Below are 18,925 nucleotides of genomic sequence, written 5' to 3'. Positions count from 1 at the left end.
TCAAGCCTCGGCCTTGAATTTCTTGATCGCCTTGATCATATCATTGATCGGCGGGAGAATCATGCGCTCATAGTGGACCTGCTGGTCGAAGGTCAGGGATTTGCTTTTCAGGATGACGAGTGCGAGCGCCTGCGCCTCGTCGTCGATTTCGGAGCGCTTGATCGCCTTTTCGATTTCAACTTTTTCGTGGGCGGCGAGTTTTTCAACAGTGTGGGTGAGGATTTTAACGACCGTCTTATCGACGCGGGTCAGGCGTTTCTGGAAGTCCTGGCGGGTGATCGTGACCACTGTTGTCGATTCGACGGCCTCGTAACTTAAGGGTATGGGGCTATCGACCATAAGGCAGAGTTCGCCGATGATTGTGCCCGGGCTGTGGCGCTCCACCTCTATTTTGCGCCCCTCTATTTCCATAAAAGAACTCACCAGGCCGCTTTGAATCACGTAGGCGCGTGAGTTTTCCTCCCCGGCCTTCAGGAAGACTTTTCCTGCGGGGATAGCGGACCTTTCGAGGACGTCTGCGGCTTTGCTCATAATTAGACACAATAAAAGGGCCGAAACAGAGGCCTTTAGGAGGTATTCTTAACAAAGTTAGCAGTTTTTGTTGTTTTATGAATGTTCTTCCTTTCTCCTTCGGCGTTTTATCCATAGGCTCTTGAGGGCTTTGATCTCTCTTTTTCTATGACTTTCTTGTTGCGAAAATCCGAAAAAAACGATAAATCCTGACATTGATCTTTGGAACACGGCGCTTCTTCACCAGTAAGCTCACGAATTTCTGAAGAGCTTGGTTTAATTTTTATTTTTTGGAGAGTTCTAAAGATGGAACAAAGTGGTGTCGTAAAGTGGTTCAATCCGAATAAAGGGTTTGGTTTCATTGTTCCCGATAACGGTGGGCCTGACGTATTTGTTCACATTTCCGCCGTTGAAGCTGCCGGTCTTCAGACCCTGAAAGAGGGACAGAAGCTGCAGTATGAAATCCGCGAAAACCGCGGCAAAAAGGCGGCTGCAAACCTTAAAGTTTCCGGCTAAAGTACCTTAACCTCCCGGACTTTTTTCGCAGTGCGTCACATTATTTGTGCTTTGCAGCGCGTTGTTTGCTTGGTTTGAGCCTCTCGGGCGTTGTAGAATCCTTGCACACAACCCAAGTGAAAATTTTCTGTCAGGAGGGAAATTATGAGGGCTTATGCTTCTGCGTCCGGCGGTGTGATGTTCGTTCCCGATGAAGTGGAGCGGACGATTCCCAAGGTTCGCAAACGCTCGTCCAACGATAATCAGGATGAGGTTTGTGCCGTGAGTGAGAAAGACGTCAATCAGGATTGATGTCCTCAGGGCTACTTCCGCTTTTAGATTTTTTTAAGATGTTTTTGTTTTTTGGCGGTCGGGGTTCCGGTCGCCAAAAAAATGTCTTGATCGGGTCTTTGTCCCTCCGTATAAAACAGGGTCTTGGGATTTTTTTGGCAGAGAGAGTTTTTGTTGCACGGCAATATTTTTCCTTGCGGTTCAACTGGATAAAGCGGCCCGACCTCCAAAAAACCCTTTGACTTCCATAGCAAAAACTTTAGTTTTCTTGAAGTCTTGAAGAAGACATCAAGCTGTTTTGCTTAATTATTACTTTTATGAGGTTGAGATGTCGGTCATTTATATTGTAATCACGCTTTGCGGTTTTCTGGCTCTTTTGTACAGCGTCGTGACGTCCAAGCAAATTTTGTCCCTGAGTACGGGGAACGAGCGGATGCAGCAAATCGCCGCCGCCATTCAGGAGGGTGCTTCGGCCTATCTCAACCGCCAATATACGACGATCGGGATCGTGGGTGTGGTTGTCACTATTCTGCTTGCCGTTCTTCTCGGTTCGCATGTCGCTATCGGGTTTGTCGTTGGGGCGGGTTGTTCAGGCGTTGCCGGGTATGCGGGGATGATGATGTCGGTCCGTGCCAACGTGCGTACCACGCAGGCGGCGACCGAGAGCATGGATAAAGCTCTGGATGTGGCCTTCAAGGCCGGAGCTGTTACCGGGATGCTGGTTGTCGGTCTCGGGCTTCTGGGTGTGGCGTTTTACTTTTTTGCCCTGCAATCGTCTTTCGGGCTTGATGCCGCGGTGGGCGAAGCGCGGATGCCCATTCTTCGCAAAATTCTCGAAGGTCTGGTCGCGCTTGGTTTCGGAGCCTCATTGATTTCCATTTTCGCCCGTCTGGGTGGGGGTATCTTCACTAAAGGCGCCGATGTGGGCGCTGACCTTGTTGGTAAAGTCGAGGCGGGGATTCCCGAGGATGATCCCCGCAACCCTGCGGTTATCGCCGATAACGTGGGCGATAACGTGGGCGACTGCGCGGGGATGGCCGCGGACCTTTTTGAAACCTATGCTGTGACGGTTGTGGCGACGATGCTGATTGCGTTCAGCGCGTTTCATCCGTCCGTCGTTGAATCGATGATGGTTCTGCCGCTTCTGATCGGCGGATTAAGCATTATCGGGTCGATCGCCGGGACGTATTTCGTCAAGCTGGGGCCGAGCAAGAATGTCATGGGTGCGCTTTACAAAGGCTTTATCGCCAGCGCCCTGATTTCTGCCGTTCTGATCGCGTTCGGGCTTTACGGGATGGGAATTCCCGCCGAACTGCCTCTGGCCAGCGGCAAAATCATCGGCCTTAATCACCTTTATATGTGTATTCTGAACGGTCTTGCCGTGACCGGGCTTCTGGTCTGGATTACGGAATACTACACATCGACGGCTTACCGTCCGGTGCGGACGATTGCCAAGGCTTCTGAAACCGGGCATGGAACGAACGTCATTCAGGGGCTTGCGATTTCCCTTGAATCGACGGCTATTCCCGTTCTGATTATCTGCGGCGGTATCTGGGTTGGCTTTGTCGTTGCCGGACTTTACGGTATTGCGATTTCGGCGACCAGTATGCTCTCGCTGGCCGGGATGGTCGTGGCGCTCGATGCCTACGGGCCCGTCACGGATAACGGCGGCGGGATTGCGGAGATGTCCGACCTGCCGGCTTCGGTTCGCGAAACCACGGATGCTCTGGATGCTGTGGGCAATACCACCAAGGCGGTGACCAAGGGCTATGCGATCGGTTCTGCCGGTCTGGCGGCTCTGGTTCTGTTTGCCGGGTATACCGAGGAGATCAAGCATTATCTTCCCCATTATGCCGACATCACCTTCCCGCTGCAGGATCCTTACGTTGTCATCGGGTTGTTCCTCGGCGGCTTGCTGCCTTACCTGTTCAGTGCGATGTCGATGACGGCGGTGGGGCGTGCGGCTTCGTCCGTCGTGGTCGAGGTGCGCCGTCAGTTCAGGGAAATCCCGGGCATTATGGAAGGCACGGGCAAGCCGGAATACGGCAAGGCCGTTGACCTTCTGACCCGGGCGGCGATCAAGGAAATGATCGTTCCCTCTTTGCTTCCTGTCGTTGCGCCTATTCTGGTGTTCGGTGCCATCACGCTGCTGAGCGGCAGTATGATGGCCGGGTTCCAGGCTCTGGGCGCGATGCTTCTTGGAACCATTGTCACGGGTCTCTTCGTGGCGATTTCCATGACGTCGGGCGGCGGTGCGTGGGATAACGCCAAGAAATATATCGAGGAAGGCCATTATGGCGGCAAGGGTTCGGATGCCCACAAGGCCGCCGTGACCGGCGATACGGTCGGCGATCCCTACAAAGACACGGCCGGACCGGCGGTGAACCCGTTGATCAAGATTGCTAATATTGTAGCAATTTTGCTGGTGGCGATCGTGGCGAAGTTCGTTGTGGGCCACTAAAGCTTATCCACATTCCTTCTTTTTTTGAAAAGAGCCCTGAGAAGGGCTCTTTTGTTTTGGTTAGCATCTTGTTGATTTTGTTATCAAAGAACAAATGATCCCCTTGTTGATAAGTGGCGCTGAATTGCGAGTCTGGCCGTAGCAAAAAATGAAGCCTGCAATCGCTACGATCCGGGGCGATCAAAAACCGGAATTTGGGTTGTTTGCCTGGAATGCGCCGCGGATGACTCGCCTCATGCGGGTCATTTGCGGCTTGTGTCCTTTTCCTGATGCCAGAAGGGACGGTCGATCAGGGGTGTGGAGGCGGTGGCCTGATCCTGCGGTTTAATCACACCGGAGAGGTAGGCCGTGCGGCCCGCCTCTATCGCCTGCGCGAAGGAACGCGCCATTTTTACCGGATCGCCCGCTTTGGCGACGGCGGTGTTCAGAAGGACCGCGTCATAGCCCAGTTCCATCGCTTGCGCCGCATGGGAGGGCGCGCCGATGCCTGCGTCGATGACCAATGTTTTTTTGGGGAAGCGGTCGCGCAGGAGTTTGAGTTCGTAAATGTTATTCAATCCGCGGCCCGAACCGATGGGAGCGCCCCAGGGCATGAGGATATCGCAGCCCAGCGCGGCGAGGCGCTGCGCGAGGATCAAATCCTCCGTCATGTAGGGGAAGATCTTAAAGCCCTTGGCGATCAGCTTTTCTGCTGCTTCTACAAGCCCGTAGGGGTCGGGCTGGAGGGTGTAATCATCGCCGATGACCTCTAATTTGATCCAGTTGGTTTCGAAAATCTCGCGGGCCATTTCCGCCGTTGTGATGGCCTCCTGCACGCCGTGGCATCCGGCGGTGTTGGGCAGGACGGGGACGCCGAGGCTCTTGATAATTTCCCAGAATTTCTGGCCCTTGCCCGCCGCGCTTTCGCGGCGCAGGGAAACGGTGATGAGGCCGGGCTTTGCGGCCTCGATCGCCTGCCGGAGGATTTCCGGCGAGGGGTAGCCCGCCGTGCCGAGGAAGAGGCGGGACTTTAATACTATGCCGTTTATATTAAGGCTGTCTTGATTAAACATTTATTTTTCTTTTGATTTTCAACGGTGAAAAAAGTTTCTAATTTTTTCAGTATAGTTGTCCAGTTGTCCGGGTTCGATCGGTAAGGCTAATGTTGATTTCCAGTCAGTATTGCTTGTCTGCGAATTTATATCTGCGACAAGCAGTATAAGGCCTGTGGGTTTAAAACTTGCTGACATGGAATATTCTCCTGTCATGGCGTCCCATACCTTTAAACCTTGCCATCCCTTCCATTCTTTATTCATTTCTTCAAAAAAATCGTATGGAGGGGTTTCGTAAGGGTGCCTTGTTACTTGAACGGATGAAAAAAAATGAGGAGCTGTTATAGTTACGGAATATTTTTGCATCACTCCTTTAGAGTCGAATTCAGGCCCATGAAATTTAAGTGCAAGAGTACTTTTTGCGTTAATAATTACCTCATTGGTCATTAGCTTTACCCCCCTTGCATCGGGGCGACGATTTCGATCTGGTCGCCGTTTTTTATGATTGTTTCTTTGTGCTGTGTGCGTGGCACAAACGTGCCGTTCACCGCCACGGCGACGAGCTTGCCCGCGTAGCCTTGGCTTTCGAGCAGGGCCGTAATCGGCGTTTCCGCCTCAAGCGGTTTTTCGGCGCCGTTGAGGGTGATCTTCATTTTTGCGGTCCTTGATAAATAAATCGGTCATGCCATTTTCTATCCCGGCGATCCGGTCGCGGATGCAGGTCGCCATTGCGGGGGCCAGCAGGAAGCCGTGGCGGAACAGGCCGTTGGCCCGGATTACTCCGCCTTCGCAGGTGATGCGGGGCAGGTTGTCGGGGAAGGCGGGGCGCACTCCGGCCTTCATTTCCAGAACCTGCGCGTGGGCGAAGGTGGGGTGGAGGCTGTAGAGGGCGCTCATCAGCTCAAGGCCGGAGCGCAGACTGACGTAATCGTCGGCGCTTTCGATAATCGTGGCGCCGATCATGAAGACATGATCTTCACGCGGGACGATATAGAGGGATAGCGCGGGTGCATGAGGCGGACGGGGCGCTTGAGGGCGAAATCCGGGTTGCGGACGATCAGGAGCTCGCCCTTAACGCCGCGCAGCTTCGGCTCGTCGTCTTGCGCGCCCAGGCCACGGCAGTCGATGGTTAAATCGGGTTTCGAGTCTGTCTGTTTGTCCGCGAGGGTCACGCCCAGTTCCTTCAGCGCCCTTACAAGCGCATTCATTGCCTTTGCGGGGTGGAGGTGGGCCTCGCCCTTAATGAAGAGAGCTTCGCCAAAGCGTCCGGCCAGATGCGGTTCGGTGGCCGCGAGGTCAACGGGGGCGCCACGGTTTTGCGGAGGGAGGAGGGCTTTGTGGCGCTCCATCATATGCCGGTCTTCGGCGTGGCAGACGAGGAGGCTTCCCTCCTGCGCGAATTCGAATTGGTTTCCGGTTTCCTTCGAGAAATTTTTCCAGAATTGTATGCTTTCCAGGCCTGCAGGAATGTATTCGGGCGGCAGGTGGTCGCACTCGCAGTAGGGGGCGAGCATCCCGCCCGCCAGACGGCTGGCGTTGACGGCGGGCGATGGGTCGATGATGGTGAGGTTTGATTCCGGCCAGGCTTTTGTCAGCGCGTAGGCGGCGCTCAGGCCCATGATGCCTGCGCCGAGGATATTGATGCTTTGCGGGCGTTTCTCGTTCATCCTTGCCTCTCACACTCCCCACGCCGGCATGATCCGGTTCGGGTCCGAAGGGTTTGCTCTCAGCGCCTTCGCGCACCCCCGGTGAGTTGTCTTCGGGGCACAGAATAGGTGATATTAGCTGGAAAAGTCAATCAAGGTTGCGCTTTGCTTTCCGCGCACCTCCCTTGAGAGGCATCGGTTTTTCGGTCTTTTAGAGAAATGTCGGTGTGTGCGCTTGATTTCTGCGGGCAGTCTCTATATAACCCATCTCACCGGAGCAATCCGGCCCTTTTCTTGGTGACGCGGGGTGGAGCAGCCCGGTAGCTCGTCAGGCTCATAACCTGAAGGCCGCAGGTTCAAATCCTGCCCCCGCAACCAATTCTTATTAAGTCATTGATTTTACTTCATAAAATCATAGCAGGTTAGCGGTCATACCGAGAGGTGCGACCTGAAATGCGTAATCCGAGCTATCTTATCAAATCCAGACATAGTATTTTTTATTTTCGTTATCCTTTGCCGATCAAGGGTTTGGATAGGGTTCACCGTGTGAATCTGTCCCTTAAGACACGATGCCCAAGGGAAGCCTTGAGATTGGCTAAGGCTCTTGAGTATCATACGTCTGAGTTGATAGCAGAACTGGATATGAAGCAAATGGACCATGCCGAGATTATGGCTTTGTTAAAAGGCTATTATGCTGAGGTTCTTGAGCGAACTAAGAGCAAGCTTGATAAAAGCGGGCCTTTACCCAAACAGAATATCCAAAATCTGCAAAACGCCTTGAATGAGTGGGAAGTGGTTAGCAAGGAAGATGCTGACGATATTATGGATTTAATGGGTGCCGAGTATGAAGACCCGTCATATGATCCAATAAAAGATGACTTAGTCAAAATTATGGAACATCACGGCTTGTCATTTGCTCCTGACAGCGATGAGTACCAGCTTTTAAGAAAAAATTACAAACATGTTAAACGTGCGTATATCAGAGACCTCCTAGCCTATAACCAGAGCGTTACGGATTTTAGCCTTAATATAACACCTCATAATACTATCAAGGCAATTCATCATCACAAGCCTGAAAATAAGCTTGAGAGTGTTATTTTGGCTTATATGGATGAAATCAAGTCTGGACTAACCAAGCGAAGCTATACCGAGCAATATGACTGCCTTAAGTACCTTATTGACTGGTTGGGCAAGGACTATCAAATAGGGCATCTAGATTCTGCTAAGGTGCAAGAAGCAAAAGCCTTGCTGCGCTTTACTCCGAAAGGACGGAATAAAGCGAAATTGACAGCAGGTAAGGCTTTGACAGAGCAGATTCAAATAGCTAAGGAAAATGGGCTTGAAATTATTAGCAATTCATCTGTTAACAAATATCTTTCCTATTTTGAGAGCTTGTTTGAATGGGCCAAGCGCAACAGTTACATATCCGAGAATCCTTTTAAGGGAATACGCATCAAGGCTGAGAAGAAAAAAGCTCGTCGCCGAGAGATGTTTGATAAGAACGAGGTAGCTAAGATTATCATGGGTCTTAGCGATGATAATCTTGTTAAAAATAAATCAAATTATTGGGGCGCTTTGATTGCTGTATATACAGGGGCAAGGCGTAACGAAATTGCAGGTCTTTTGCCGGACGATGTTAAGCAGGATACCGCTACAGGTATTTGGTATTTCGATATAACGGATGAAGAGGAGGAAGGGAAGGCTTTAAAAACCTCTGCTTCTAAGCGTGTGGTTCCCGTTCACTCCGCACTGCTGGATCAAGGCTTTCTTCAGTTTGTGGAAGAAGCCCGTGGTAAGCAAGGCCAAGTTAAGCATGAGGGCGGGTATGAACCGCGCTTGCTTTACGATCTTACCTATACAGAGCATGAGAAGTGGGGGCGCAACCTTGGGCGCTGGTTTAATGAACGCTATCTTAAAGTTCTGGGGCTCAAGAGCGAAAAGAAGACACTTCATAGCCTGCGGCACAGTTTTATTACTTACCTAAGTGCTGCTGGTGTAGACGAAGCCAATATCAAATCTCTCGTTGGCCATGAACCGGATACGGTGACGACACAGATTTACACGCATTACGGCGTTGAGCACCTGCCTACATTCAAGGATGCGATAGAGAAGCTGCCGTATTAAAGGGCTATAGAGCATCTATCTCAGTGTAGCCCTCGTTTAGACAAGGACATTTTTATCTTTAAAAATTTGCCCTTATTTATCAATTACTTAATTAATGTGGCCCGTATATAGAAGAATAGATGATGATTGACGGATTCCAGCCCTGTCTTTACCTTGGCTGGGAGAGCTTCAATAGAAGCTCCGGGGCGTTGTAACCCCTCTCAGTGCGGCCTCTAGCATCAGGCCGTTATCAAGCGATGCCTTCTCGACCTGTGGTCGGGGAGGCGGCTGAATACAAAAGCGCAAGCAAATAGGCTGCGCCGTTCACTGAGCGGTTACAAACTCCCCGGCTGCCAAGAGCAATCTTGGTGGCCGTTTAGTTTTCGCAGAGGACGAAAGAGATGTTGCTCATTCTTGTTATTGTGTTAATTGCCGTTCAAACAAAGCATCCTTACGTTATTGTTATAAGCGCCTTAATCTTACATATTTTTTGTGCATGGATTTCAAGCTTTGCAATAAGCGGTTTGGATGTAGACATAGTACCAAAGTCAATATTTTCAATTCTTATTGGTATAGTTCTGCATAAGTGGTTGGAAAGAAATAACAAAATTCATGGCTCTGGTTTTAAATTGTTGCTAAAGAGGCAGATTACAAGAAGCGTTGCCCTGTTATTGCTGACGTTGGGAACGATAAGTATCTGGAATGTCTTTCTGGCCATAGAGAATGCAAGAGTTCTGGTATTGGAAACTAAAGCTCGGATGGTTGTGCATAGCACTTATCAGTCTTTTCCTAATGAGCCAGAAATGGCCGACACACAGGAAATGACGGGATTTGGTATATTACCCGATACATCTATAATAAACCCCGAATCCGGGCAGTTAACAAATCAGGCTCGTGTCGCTAAAATGGAAGAAATTGCTAGGCAAAGAGCAAATGGCAAATGGACTCTTTTTGATGCAGCCCTGACAGCAAGCAATACCGCTTATATCACTGCTTATAGTCTTGCGCTTGATTTTGCTTTTTCACCTGATCCTGATTTTGAAGTAAAAAATGTTCCGGGGCTGTTTGAGGGCATTCCTCCGAGATTCCATCTAAGTCTTGCTATGAGTGGGAGTAGCACTGAGGCTTGGGCCAGAAAAGCCTTGATAATTAAATATTTGAAAAATGCTGAGAGGTTGGCTTATTCGGGAACACGGGGGCTTCTTGCATCTTATCTAGTAACACTAGTTGATTTTTAAAATTTTGAAAAAGCCAATTATATGAATTGTTTATATAAAACTTATCTTAGTAGTGGGGGAGTTGGTGGGGTTACTATATTATTACTTATTATCCCTTTTTCCTTATCTGAATGTCCGACTGAAATAAGTCCTTATAAGTTTTTTTCATAATATTACTTAACTCTAGCTCATTATCTTTGCAGACAATAAAACTATCGTGAATAGGTAGGCATGGTATATTTTTGTTGGCAAAGTATATCAGAACTTTTTCCGTGAGTTGTGAGTCAAGGAACTGGATGTTGAGTCCATAACCCTTCATGAAATAGTCGCGATCTGTTAGAGCTTGATGTTTCTCCATCATCATCTTTTGAAAATTTGACCAATTTATACCAACCTCATCTTCATTAAAATCTGATGGTTTTTTTGGTTTTCCTTTAGCGTTTAGCAGGGCATTGAATGCTTGCTTGCCAAATCTACGCGCTACTTTCGGATGAATTTTATATGCATCACCTTTTAAAGGTAGTTGTTCTTTTGCGTAAAGGATCGACGGATGCAGGCTCGTATAGTCTAGTTCGATAGTTCCTTTATCATTTATGGTGATAAATTTGCGGAACTCTTTGGGCACATTCTGCCACCATCCTCTATAAAATCGCCCGCCTCTTTTAAAGCTTCCATCACTAAAAATGCGGTAAAGTTTTTTGGCTGTGAAATCTATAAACGGCTGTGTTTCGTGATCTTTAATATGGCGGCTTATTAAAGAACTTTCTAGCTGGGCTTTCTCGCTATTTGTTACATTAATTTTGAGATCATGTTTTGCTAGCGTGTTATTGATAAGATCAAGATTTTTTCGTGCTCGATTTGTAAAGCTATTGTCTTTGTAATCCTGCTTCTTTTTATCAGGCGCTTTAAGGATAATGGTCTCGTCTTTCGCCTTGTTCGATTTAATGTAAGAAAATTCCTTTTTAAAGCTCTCGAATTGATAAATCAGTTTTTCGGTAGGAGAAATTTGTGTTTGAAGTGGGCCATTGAAGCCTTCAGTATCATGAAATCCTTTCCTATGTATTGTCAAATAGCCAGATTCTATCAAACCATTAACCGCGTCTTTAAATGGGTTAAATGTTACTTCTTTAGGTGTATAGCGATTGCCAAGATTGAAATTATTTCTGTTGAGAGGAATGCACAGATATAAGTTTCCTTTCATTAAGGTTCTGGCTTGCATCATGTTTAGAATTAATATTCTAACGGCATATTCAAATCGTTTTTTTACGTCTTCTGCTCTTCGGTTTCTGCTTTCCTGCTCCTCAATCTCTTCGCTAATCTGCTTAAATAGAGGATCGAAAAACTTGCCGTGTTTGGATGCATAGTCGAGTGAAAAATTTATTGGCTTGGAATATTCTGTTTCAGGATAAGAGAGCTTAGCTGCAGTTTCTAAGAAGTTTTTAAGTCTGGATTTGTTTTTTGAGTTCATTTAGTTTTTGTTCCTTAGAAATTTATTGTATAGTAATCGTAATGCTTTTATAGATTACATAGGCGTTTTCTAGTCATCGGAAAAATCAAATAAGCATGAGGTCGGAAGCGAAGCTTCTTAGGTTTTTGTTTCGCCACTGAATCTCTGGCTTTCTCTAGTTTAGATGCAGGCATCTATCTTTTTTAGTTTTCTGGAGGCAACTACTAGGAATAGTAACTTCACTCTTTACAATAAGAGGACTGCCAAGCACAATGTTTAAAACATTGTGCTATTCCTTTGCAAATTCCAACCTCTTGAATTGTATGAAAAAACGCTCACTTAAGCATAAACCTGTATTGCTCAGTTTGTTTTGTGGTGCCGGTGGGCTGGATATAGGGTTTGAAAAAAAGGGGTTTGAAGTTGGTTTAGCTTTCGATATACGTCCTGATAGCATTGCTTCATATAACGTCAATCGAAAATTGAGCCATGCTTTTGTTCAAGATGTTAATGACCTTACCCTAAAAGAAATGGATCGTTTATATGGTGGTCCATTTACCCCAGTAGGTGTTATCGGTGGGCCGCCGTGTCAAGGTTTTAGTGTTTCTAATGTAAACAAGAAAAAGTCAGATGAAAGAAACAAGCTTTCTTTGACATATGCAGCTTTGTTAAAAGAGCTAAATAAAAGAAGCCCGGTTCATTTTTTTGTATTTGAAAATGTCAAAGGTCTTCTTGGTGAAAAGCATCGAGATACATATGAAGAAATTAAAAAAAGTTTTGAAGAGTGCGGATTTAATGTTTACACGTCAATGCTAAATGCTGTGCATTATGGTGTGCCGCAAAACCGCGAGCGGCTTATTATAGTTGGATTAAATAAAAAAATTTATGTTGATGCGGAATGGAAACCGCCTGAGAGAATTAAGTCTAAATCATTGCCGATTACAGTGAAAGAGGCGATAGGTAATTTACCAAAGCCTGTTTATTTTTCCCGCAAGCTTAATCCTGTAGACATTCCGTACCATCCAAATCATTGGTGCATGCAACCTAAGTCTAAAAAATTTAGTCTGGAAGGCGTATTGGTTGAAGGACAGTCTTTTGGAAGAAGTTTTCGTACTTTGCGATGGAATAAGCCTAGTCCTACTGTGGCGTATGGTAACAGAGAAGTACATGTACACCCTTCCGGCACTAGGCGCTTGAGCATTTATGAAGCAATGCTTTTACAAGGTTTCTCACAAGATTATGTTCTAACTGGAACTTTATCCCAGCAAATAACTCAAGTTAGCGAAGCTGTACCTCCACCTTTATCTCAGGCTATAGCAAAATCATTGCTCAGCCAGTTGCGCTTATTTGAGGACTTAAAAAAAGCGAGTTAGCCCAATCAGTGTAATGCTCTGCGGAATATCCTGCGTTTCCTAGCAAGCGTCCTGTCTGTGCTATAATTTTGTCTTTTTGGACTGAATCACTTTGAAGTAATGTATCAACGTTTATGATGGTTTCGCATTTTTCGAGCATTTCTGTGGCTAGCTCAGCTTCTGTTTTTTGGGTTTTCACACCTGTAACCATCTTTATAAGGCCTATCCTATCAAGTATCCCTACATTTACCTGAGTAAATTTGAAAGCAAGTGACAGCATATTGTCCTCGTAGCTGCCTATGCTGTAACAGCATATGTGTTCTAGCGTAACATCCCAGTGAGGAGGGTTCGGCTTCATTAAGTGCAGCAACCACTTTCCAAGACCAACTCCGAACACTTTATTTAGAGCCTCTTGAGGGACTGTGTCTCCCGCACGCAACCTATTTAAAAGTTCTTCAGCTTGTTGTACCACTAGTTCTTCAAATTTTCTTTTAAACTCGGCATTTTCTTTAAAATTATTATCATACACGCTAATGATTTTTTTTAAAGAGTCTGGCTGAATATCTTGAGGCTCGGTCCTTGTTGCAATGAACATCATAAACGGCTGAGACATTTGGGCGCGTTGTAATTCAAGAATTTTACCGATAGCATCAAAGTAAGTACTATTTTCTGAAGGTGGTCTTTGCTCTGCGATACAACTACAAAGATCAAGATTAATAATATTGTATGGCCCGTTATCGCGGACATACATATAAGAGTCGGATTGTTCATTAGCAATATTCTGAACTAATCCATTTATAATACGTGAGGATTGGTGGATTGTTTCCATATCTTTTAAAAAGCTTTCTGTGTGCTCCTGTGCAGCTATGCGATTTTTATTTTTTCCGACATTATTAAAGCCTATATATTTAAGCTTAAGAGATTTCCCTTTTACTCCTTCTAAAGTACCCTGCACAGCTTGAATATCTAAAAGTTCTTCGGTGCCTGCTTTGGCAGTTATTTCTGGTGGTTGAATATCTAAAGGGTTTTCTGCCTCTGCTTTGGCAATCGCTTGCAGTGCTTGAATGTCGAGAAGTTCCTCTCCCGGTAAAGTTAAGTATCGAACGGTATCGTCTGGAAGCTTTATATCTTTAAACAGCCGTTGAGCTAAGCTACATAGTTGGTGAATTCTTACCCAGTGTTTTCTAGGATTATGCCAAGGCTTAAAGTCGCGCTTTGATATAACTGAGTGCTGCGGAACTTTCTCGTCATATATCTCCTGTAAAAGGTCTTCTGCATCATCATTGTCTTTTATCTCAGGCATTTCACTACTCATCTCCTAAGAACAAATCTGCTATAGATTTAATCAATTCTTCTTGCTTTTCAAATGCCATATCTTCGAGAATATTATATGCGCTTAGGATTGTAACTAGAACTTCGATCTTTTGTTCTCTTATAGCGGTATCTGCACGTTTTGAAGAAGAAACCGTCGATGGAATTACGTTCTTTTTATTAAAGGCAATCCTGCCTGCAGCTCTTTCGTTTTTTACTTCGGAATCGCTTACTAACCTTACTTTTGGCACATCTGAATAATCGCTTTTTTTGTGTTTTTCCCATTGTTTTTCCGCTAACTCATTAATTCTAGATTTTTGCTTTTTTTGCTCCGCTGTTTTAATTAAGTCTCTGATTTCTGATCCGAGTGCCTTGTGTTTATTGGTAAACTGTCTTATGGCGCGGTGGAGCCATTGGGTTATAAATTGATAGTGTGGATGAGCGTAGTTAAAAGATTCCCTATCTATATTTAAAGCAGCGTCTAATCCTTCCTTAATAAAAATTTCTGCTGTTAGTTGCCTTAGGCGGGTTTGTTCTGAAACTTGGTATTTTAAAAATGTTTCATCAAACAAGGCTCCTGAAGCATCGTGTATTCTTAATAGAACGCCATTGTGCTCATTTGGCACAATTTTGAGTTCCATAAAAGATATGCTTCAAAAGATAAGTTTCCACCCCTAATTTCTTCTGGTATTTTTCCTAAGTTTGGAGTGCATTTTCCAACAAAAATTAAAGGCGTTTTTATAGTGTGATCTGTTTTTGGAAGTCTTTTAAATAGAATAGGTCTACTTAAGAGCACATCATCAAAATATACTTTAAAGGTATCGCTTTGCTGTCTTTCGGGAGCATTGAGGTCCGCAATATCACGTATGGACTTTTTACCTTTTAGCTCTATTTCTTGGGCTTGCCCTTTGCCGTTAGAAAGCATAAAGGCGCGTATCCCATCTGTTGAATCAATATCAAATGGGTGTTTTTCCACATACGTAAGTGGGGCTGAAAGGCTAAGCGTCCATATTGTGTTTAAGTAGTTGTCAAATATGTCTGCTAATTTTGGTTTAGGATATTTAATACCCACTTGATCCAATACGGCTTGAGTAAGTTTATAAAATTTTTCTTCTGGATTATCTTTTGGTTTCCATGGAAGTTTTGCGGCGCGTTCAATAGTAGTTCCATCCTTAATATTTAGTTTTCCAATATGATAGGCAGGTTCTTCTTCTACTCCTTCGTCCTCTGAACCTTCAGAGGCATAAAGCCTCATCCATTTCTCTTTGCTTTTAAGCAAATCTTGGGAGTTTTTTTCAACTTAAGCAAAATAATGTCTGTTCCATGACTTTTTGTGTTTGGGTCTTTAATTGCCTTTACAACGACGGTCCCTGTTTCAAATTTATTTCCTTTTCTGGTTTTAAGTTTTTGTAAGTCATCTTCTGTGTATGTTTTTAGTATAACATCGGCAACCAGACGAAAATTGTTACCTTTTCTTTTGGTTATAATTTGAAAATGTTGTGTTAGTTGAGAAACGGCGAAAAGACCGATACCAATTTTTCCGATCAGCTTTCTTTTTTTGACAGGACTAAGGGTTGGATCATTTTTGTCTACAACCCCAAAGCCATCTTCACGCGCCGTTCTCTTAATGCTCCCGCCTATATTGTGAATGAGGTTTGATAGCGCTTCATGCGTCATTCCATTGCCATTGTCTCGAATTGTTATTTTTTCAAAACGAGGGGCGTCGGTTTGTATGATTACTTCTGTGGCATCTGCATCGTATCCATTAGAAATTAATTCTCTTAGTGCAGATGATGGTTGCCTATATATACCATCAGTAATTCTGGCCAGAACCCTGTCACTTGTGGCTAAAATAGTTTTTGCTTCTTCGCCGCTGTCTTGTATTTTGCGTAATTCTTGAGCGAAGGCTATAACTTTGTCTGTTTCTCGATCTTGCATTTTTCATAACAATAAAAATGGGTTGCGTCCGCAGGCAATTTTACACTTATAAAATGTTGTTCACCAGTAACACTTAATCAATTCGTGAAAGTCTTAATCAGAAAAATATCTTAGATTTTTGTGGAAGCATTAAAATTAGAATGCAGCGAAAAGTCCCCCTAGGGGTGGTGTCTTACGCTAAAATACTGAAACTAAAAGCCTGATTGCTCAATGCTTCTACATAACCTCATAATCTGTTGTGACTGGAAGCTAAGGAAAGTATTGTATGATGCGTAGCGACATTGTTTTAAATGTTGTGATGGGAATTGCACAGGTGATTTGTAGGGCGGACTCTCTTTAACTCATGGAGGCTCGTACAGAGCGTTTAGGGCTTTGGGTGCTCCTACCTACCAAGAAGGCTTTCGACTCACCAGCGAGCTTTAAAATCGAAAATAGAGTCGATTGACATATTGTGGTAAAGGTGAGACCTTGAGGTGTGACCTAATGCTAACCATAAACCGTATAACCTGCACTGAATAAGGGTTGTGCTAAGCAGGTTCAAATCCTGCCCCCGCAACCAATTCGCCCTGAAATAATGAAAAGTCACAGTCGCGGGTCCACGGGCTCACTTTCGAGCGCTAATACGGCAAAGACGCATTCATGGACCTTATGGAGCGGTTTTTCTTCCACAAAGTGGGTGAGTGCTTCGTAACCCAGCGCATATTCGCGCAGGGCAAGGGAGCGTTTCTTGCCGAGGCCGCGCTTTCTCAAGCGTTCGAGATTTGCGGGTGTGGAATATTCCGGGCCATAGATAATACGCAAATATTCAGGGCCACGGCACTTGATACCCGGTTGGACTAGACCCTTGTTTCCCAACTCCGTGAAGTGCAACGGTTTGACGACCATACCTTCGCCGCCGGAAGCGACCATCTTTTCCCACCATTTTGCGGCCTTCGCGCAGGCTTTTTCATCCTCCAGCCGGATCGTGACGTGCTGAGTCTTCTGGAAAAACTCCGGATCAGCGTTGCAGAGCTTTCGATCATCTTCATATGCCAGCTATGGGGTTTACGCATATTCTGGCTTTTCTCATGGGCCAGAATATGGAACGGGGCCAGCGCATAGTCCGACAGCGATTTCACCGGCCAGCAATAATGCCGGTAGGCCCTCGCGGTATTGCCGGACCAGCCCTTGCCGTTCCGCATAGCTTCCCTCCATATCCTTGAGTTCAGGGACTCGCTTGGCCGCTTGCTTAAGCAAGCTGTAAGCTGCGGAGATCGAAGAATCCGCCGCCGCCGCCACGGGCGCATATTGAAACTCCAGAAGGCTCTGGGCTTTGGCGGACCACGGCATCAATTCGCAATCGAGGATCAGCCAGTCTGACTTCAACTCATCCCACAATCCGGCCTTGGTCACGGTTTTTGCCACACGGCTGATAAAGCGTTTTTCCAGTTTCGGATCGTTAAAGAAGGGGCGTCCGGTGCGGGTATAGCAGACGCCCGACAAGCCATCCGTAACGCGGAAGCGTTTTTGCGCTGCCTTGGCGCTTTTGCAGACCACAAGAATAGCCCGTGAGCCCATGTGCTTTTCCTCGCAGATGACTTTCTCGATCCCTTGGGAGCGGTAATGGGCGAAGGCTTCATCGGGGTGTTCGAGATAGCCATCCTTGGTGCTGGTTTCGGTCGGCGACATGGTGGGCGGCAGGTAGACCAGCCAGCGCGGATCAACCGCAAAGCGGCTCATGACCTCCAGAGCGGCCATGGCGTTTTCATTCTGGATGGTCATGCTTTTATGAAGTTCCGTGCTGATAAACCGCTTGCCGGAAACATCGGCCATATCCAGAACATCGTAATCATTCGCATTTGTATTGCTTACGAGCGGACGGATCGGTTCGGAATACACCTTCTTGGCTTTGATCGAAACAAGCTCCTTTTCAGGATAGCGCAGAGCGGTCAGCTTGCCGCCGAAGACACAGCCCGTATCAATGTTGATGGTGTTGTTGACCCATTCCGGCGCGGGGATCGGGGTGTGGCCGTAAACGACAAGGGTGCTGCCCGGTAATCATTCGCCCACGGGTAGCGGACCGGCAGGCCGAATTCATCGGTTTCGCCCGTGGTTTCGCCGTACATACAGAATTGCTTGATGCTGGGGGCGCCGCGTCCGATATATTTTTCCTTGATTCCCGCATGGGCGACCGCCAGTCCGCCGTCGTCGAAGACATAATGGCTGATGAGGCCGCCCAGAAACTTGGTGACTTTATGACGGAACTCTTCGCTTTCCAGCGCCAACTGATCGAGGCTTTCCTGAAGCCCGTGGGCGATCTCTGACATCCTTGCCCGAGAGCGCACGTTTAAGCTTGTCGTCGTGGTTGCCGACGACGCAAAAGGCCACGCCGTCTTCGATCGTATTCATCGCCAGCCGCAGGACGTCCGGCGTTTTGGGGCCGCGATCGACCAGATCGCCCACGAAGATAATCTTGCGCCCTGCGGCGTGGGTGACGTTAAATCTGTCCTTGGCTTTGGCCACCTTGTAGCCAAGCTTTTTCAGCAAGGTAATAAGCTCATCGAAGCAGCCGTGAATGTCGCCGATAATATCGAAGGGTCCGTGTTCGTCCTTCTTGTTGTTCCAGAGGGGCTGGCGCACGATTTCAACCGAATCCACCGCCTCCACGCTGGTCAGGATATGGACGTTGGTAAAACCCTCGCTTTTGCGAAGGCTCCGCAAGCCCCGTCGCAACAGGCTGGTGTGGCGCATGACGACGTGCTTGCCGAATTGCCGGTCCGGGCGCTGCTCGTTGCGTTCATGGCAGAGTTGCCAGGGCATGTCAAAAACAATGGCCACAGGCAGGACATAATGCTCCCGCGCCAGTTTGACGAGTTCGGCGCGGTCCTGCGGGCTGACGTTGGTGGCGTCGATTACGGTCATTTTGCCGCGTTTCATGCGGGTGGCCGCGATTTTGTGCAGGATGTCGAAGGCGTCGTCCGAACAAGTCTGGTCATTCTCGTTATCCGAGACCAGCCCCCGGCAGAAATCGGACGACAGGATTTCCGTCGGCTTGAAATGTTTGCGCGCGAACGACGATTTCCCCGAGCCGGACGAGCCGACCAGCACGACGAGGGAAAGTTCGGGGATGTTGATGGTGTTGGTCAT

At 46.9% G+C, this 18,925-nt stretch carries 17 protein-coding genes, 1 tRNA gene, 1 pseudogene and 1 riboswitch; of the genes and pseudogenes, 7 read left to right on the top strand and 12 right to left on the bottom strand.

Annotated features, from left to right (window positions below; all coding sequences use genetic code 11):
- A complete protein-coding gene (locus tag IPN28_13015) occupies positions 1–531 on the bottom strand; it encodes a cyclic nucleotide-binding domain-containing protein (GenBank protein QQS57147.1) in 531 nt (176 codons plus the stop codon).
- A gap of 285 nt (positions 532–816) precedes the next feature.
- Between IPN28_13015 and IPN28_13010 the strand changes: the two genes are divergently transcribed.
- The 3 genes from IPN28_13010 to IPN28_13000 all read left to right on the top strand — a co-directional run bounded on the left by IPN28_13010 (position 817) and on the right by IPN28_13000 (position 3,757).
- Positions 817–1,026, top strand: a complete 210-nt coding sequence (locus IPN28_13010; GenBank protein QQS58637.1) for a cold-shock protein — start codon at positions 817–819, stop codon at positions 1,024–1,026.
- Between the two features lie 144 nt (positions 1,027–1,170).
- Positions 1,171–1,317 (top strand): hypothetical protein, encoded by a 147-nt coding sequence (locus tag IPN28_13005; GenBank protein QQS57146.1) that lies wholly within the window; start codon positions 1,171–1,173, stop codon positions 1,315–1,317.
- A 307-nt stretch (positions 1,318–1,624) separates the two neighbouring features.
- Complete coding sequence (locus IPN28_13000) at positions 1,625–3,757, top strand: sodium-translocating pyrophosphatase (protein QQS57145.1); 2,133 nt, start codon at positions 1,625–1,627, stop codon at positions 3,755–3,757.
- Positions 3,758–3,999: 242 nt separating this feature from the next.
- Here the strand turns inward: IPN28_13000 and IPN28_12995 are convergent, their stop codons facing one another.
- From IPN28_12995 to IPN28_12975, 5 genes are all read right to left on the bottom strand, one after another.
- Positions 4,000–4,809 (bottom strand): thiazole synthase, encoded by an 810-nt coding sequence (locus IPN28_12995; GenBank protein QQS57144.1) that lies wholly within the window; start codon positions 4,807–4,809, stop codon positions 4,000–4,002.
- A gap of 18 nt (positions 4,810–4,827) precedes the next feature.
- Positions 4,828–5,235 (bottom strand): hypothetical protein, encoded by a 408-nt coding sequence (locus tag IPN28_12990; GenBank protein ID QQS57143.1) that lies wholly within the window; start codon positions 5,233–5,235, stop codon positions 4,828–4,830.
- Between the two features lie 5 nt (positions 5,236–5,240).
- A complete protein-coding gene (gene thiS / locus IPN28_12985; GenBank protein ID QQS57142.1) occupies positions 5,241–5,441 on the bottom strand; it encodes a sulfur carrier protein ThiS in 201 nt (66 codons plus the stop codon).
- On the bottom strand, positions 5,404–5,778 hold the full coding sequence (locus IPN28_12980; protein QQS58636.1) for an FAD-dependent oxidoreductase: 375 nt from the start codon (positions 5,776–5,778) through the stop codon (positions 5,404–5,406). Before IPN28_12980 ends, thiS begins: the two co-directional genes overlap by 38 nt.
- Positions 5,748–6,455 (bottom strand): FAD-dependent oxidoreductase, encoded by a 708-nt coding sequence (locus IPN28_12975; GenBank protein QQS57141.1) that lies wholly within the window; start codon positions 6,453–6,455, stop codon positions 5,748–5,750. Before IPN28_12975 ends, IPN28_12980 begins: the two co-directional genes overlap by 31 nt.
- Positions 6,453–6,545: riboswitch (TPP riboswitch) on the bottom strand. It overlaps the preceding gene by 3 nt.
- 190 nt (positions 6,546–6,735) lie before the next feature.
- Between IPN28_12975 and IPN28_12970 the strand changes: the two genes are divergently transcribed.
- From IPN28_12970 to IPN28_12960, 3 genes are all read left to right on the top strand, one after another.
- Positions 6,736–6,812 (top strand) — tRNA-Met (locus IPN28_12970).
- A 213-nt stretch (positions 6,813–7,025) separates the two neighbouring features.
- A complete protein-coding gene (locus IPN28_12965) occupies positions 7,026–8,558 on the top strand; it encodes a site-specific integrase (protein ID QQS57140.1) in 1,533 nt (510 codons plus the stop codon).
- 380 nt (positions 8,559–8,938) lie between these two features.
- A complete protein-coding gene (locus tag IPN28_12960; protein QQS57139.1) occupies positions 8,939–9,775 on the top strand; it encodes a hypothetical protein in 837 nt (278 codons plus the stop codon).
- An 88-nt stretch (positions 9,776–9,863) separates the two neighbouring features.
- Here IPN28_12960 and IPN28_12955 read toward each other — a convergent pair whose 3' ends face one another.
- Positions 9,864–11,222, bottom strand: coding sequence for a hypothetical protein (locus IPN28_12955; protein ID QQS57138.1), 1,359 nt, complete (start codon positions 11,220–11,222; stop codon positions 9,864–9,866).
- A gap of 302 nt (positions 11,223–11,524) precedes the next feature.
- On the opposite strand from IPN28_12955, the gene IPN28_12950 reads away from it, so the two are divergent.
- The gene (locus tag IPN28_12950) at positions 11,525–12,571 is read left to right on the top strand and encodes a DNA cytosine methyltransferase (GenBank protein QQS58635.1); all 1,047 of its coding nucleotides are present in this window, start codon (positions 11,525–11,527) and stop codon (positions 12,569–12,571) included.
- Here IPN28_12950 and IPN28_12945 read toward each other — a convergent pair.
- The 5 genes and pseudogenes from IPN28_12945 to IPN28_12925 form a co-directional block, all read right to left on the bottom strand.
- Positions 12,528–13,865 (bottom strand): hypothetical protein, encoded by a 1,338-nt coding sequence (locus tag IPN28_12945; GenBank protein QQS57137.1) that lies wholly within the window; start codon positions 13,863–13,865, stop codon positions 12,528–12,530. The two genes, IPN28_12950 and IPN28_12945, sit on opposite strands and share 44 nt — an antisense overlap.
- On the bottom strand, positions 13,858–14,502 hold the full coding sequence (locus IPN28_12940) for a hypothetical protein (GenBank protein ID QQS57136.1): 645 nt from the start codon (positions 14,500–14,502) through the stop codon (positions 13,858–13,860). Before IPN28_12940 ends, IPN28_12945 begins: the two co-directional genes overlap by 8 nt.
- Entirely contained in the window at positions 14,457–15,116 is a 660-nt protein-coding gene (locus tag IPN28_12935) for a hypothetical protein (GenBank protein QQS57135.1), read from the bottom strand. The genes IPN28_12940 and IPN28_12935 overlap by 46 nt, the downstream gene beginning before the upstream one ends.
- Entirely contained in the window at positions 15,113–15,799 is a 687-nt protein-coding gene (locus IPN28_12930; GenBank protein ID QQS57134.1) for an ATP-binding protein, read from the bottom strand. Before IPN28_12930 ends, IPN28_12935 begins: the two co-directional genes overlap by 4 nt.
- Positions 15,800–16,381: 582 nt before the next feature.
- Positions 16,382–18,925 (bottom strand): annotated as a pseudogene (locus IPN28_12925) (polynucleotide kinase-phosphatase).

The sequence above is a fragment of the Alphaproteobacteria bacterium genome (genome assembly GCA_016699735.1).
Classification (GTDB): domain Bacteria; phylum Pseudomonadota; class Alphaproteobacteria; order Micavibrionales; family Micavibrionaceae; genus JAGNKE01.
This window is presented reverse-complemented; position numbering and strand designations above follow the sequence as displayed.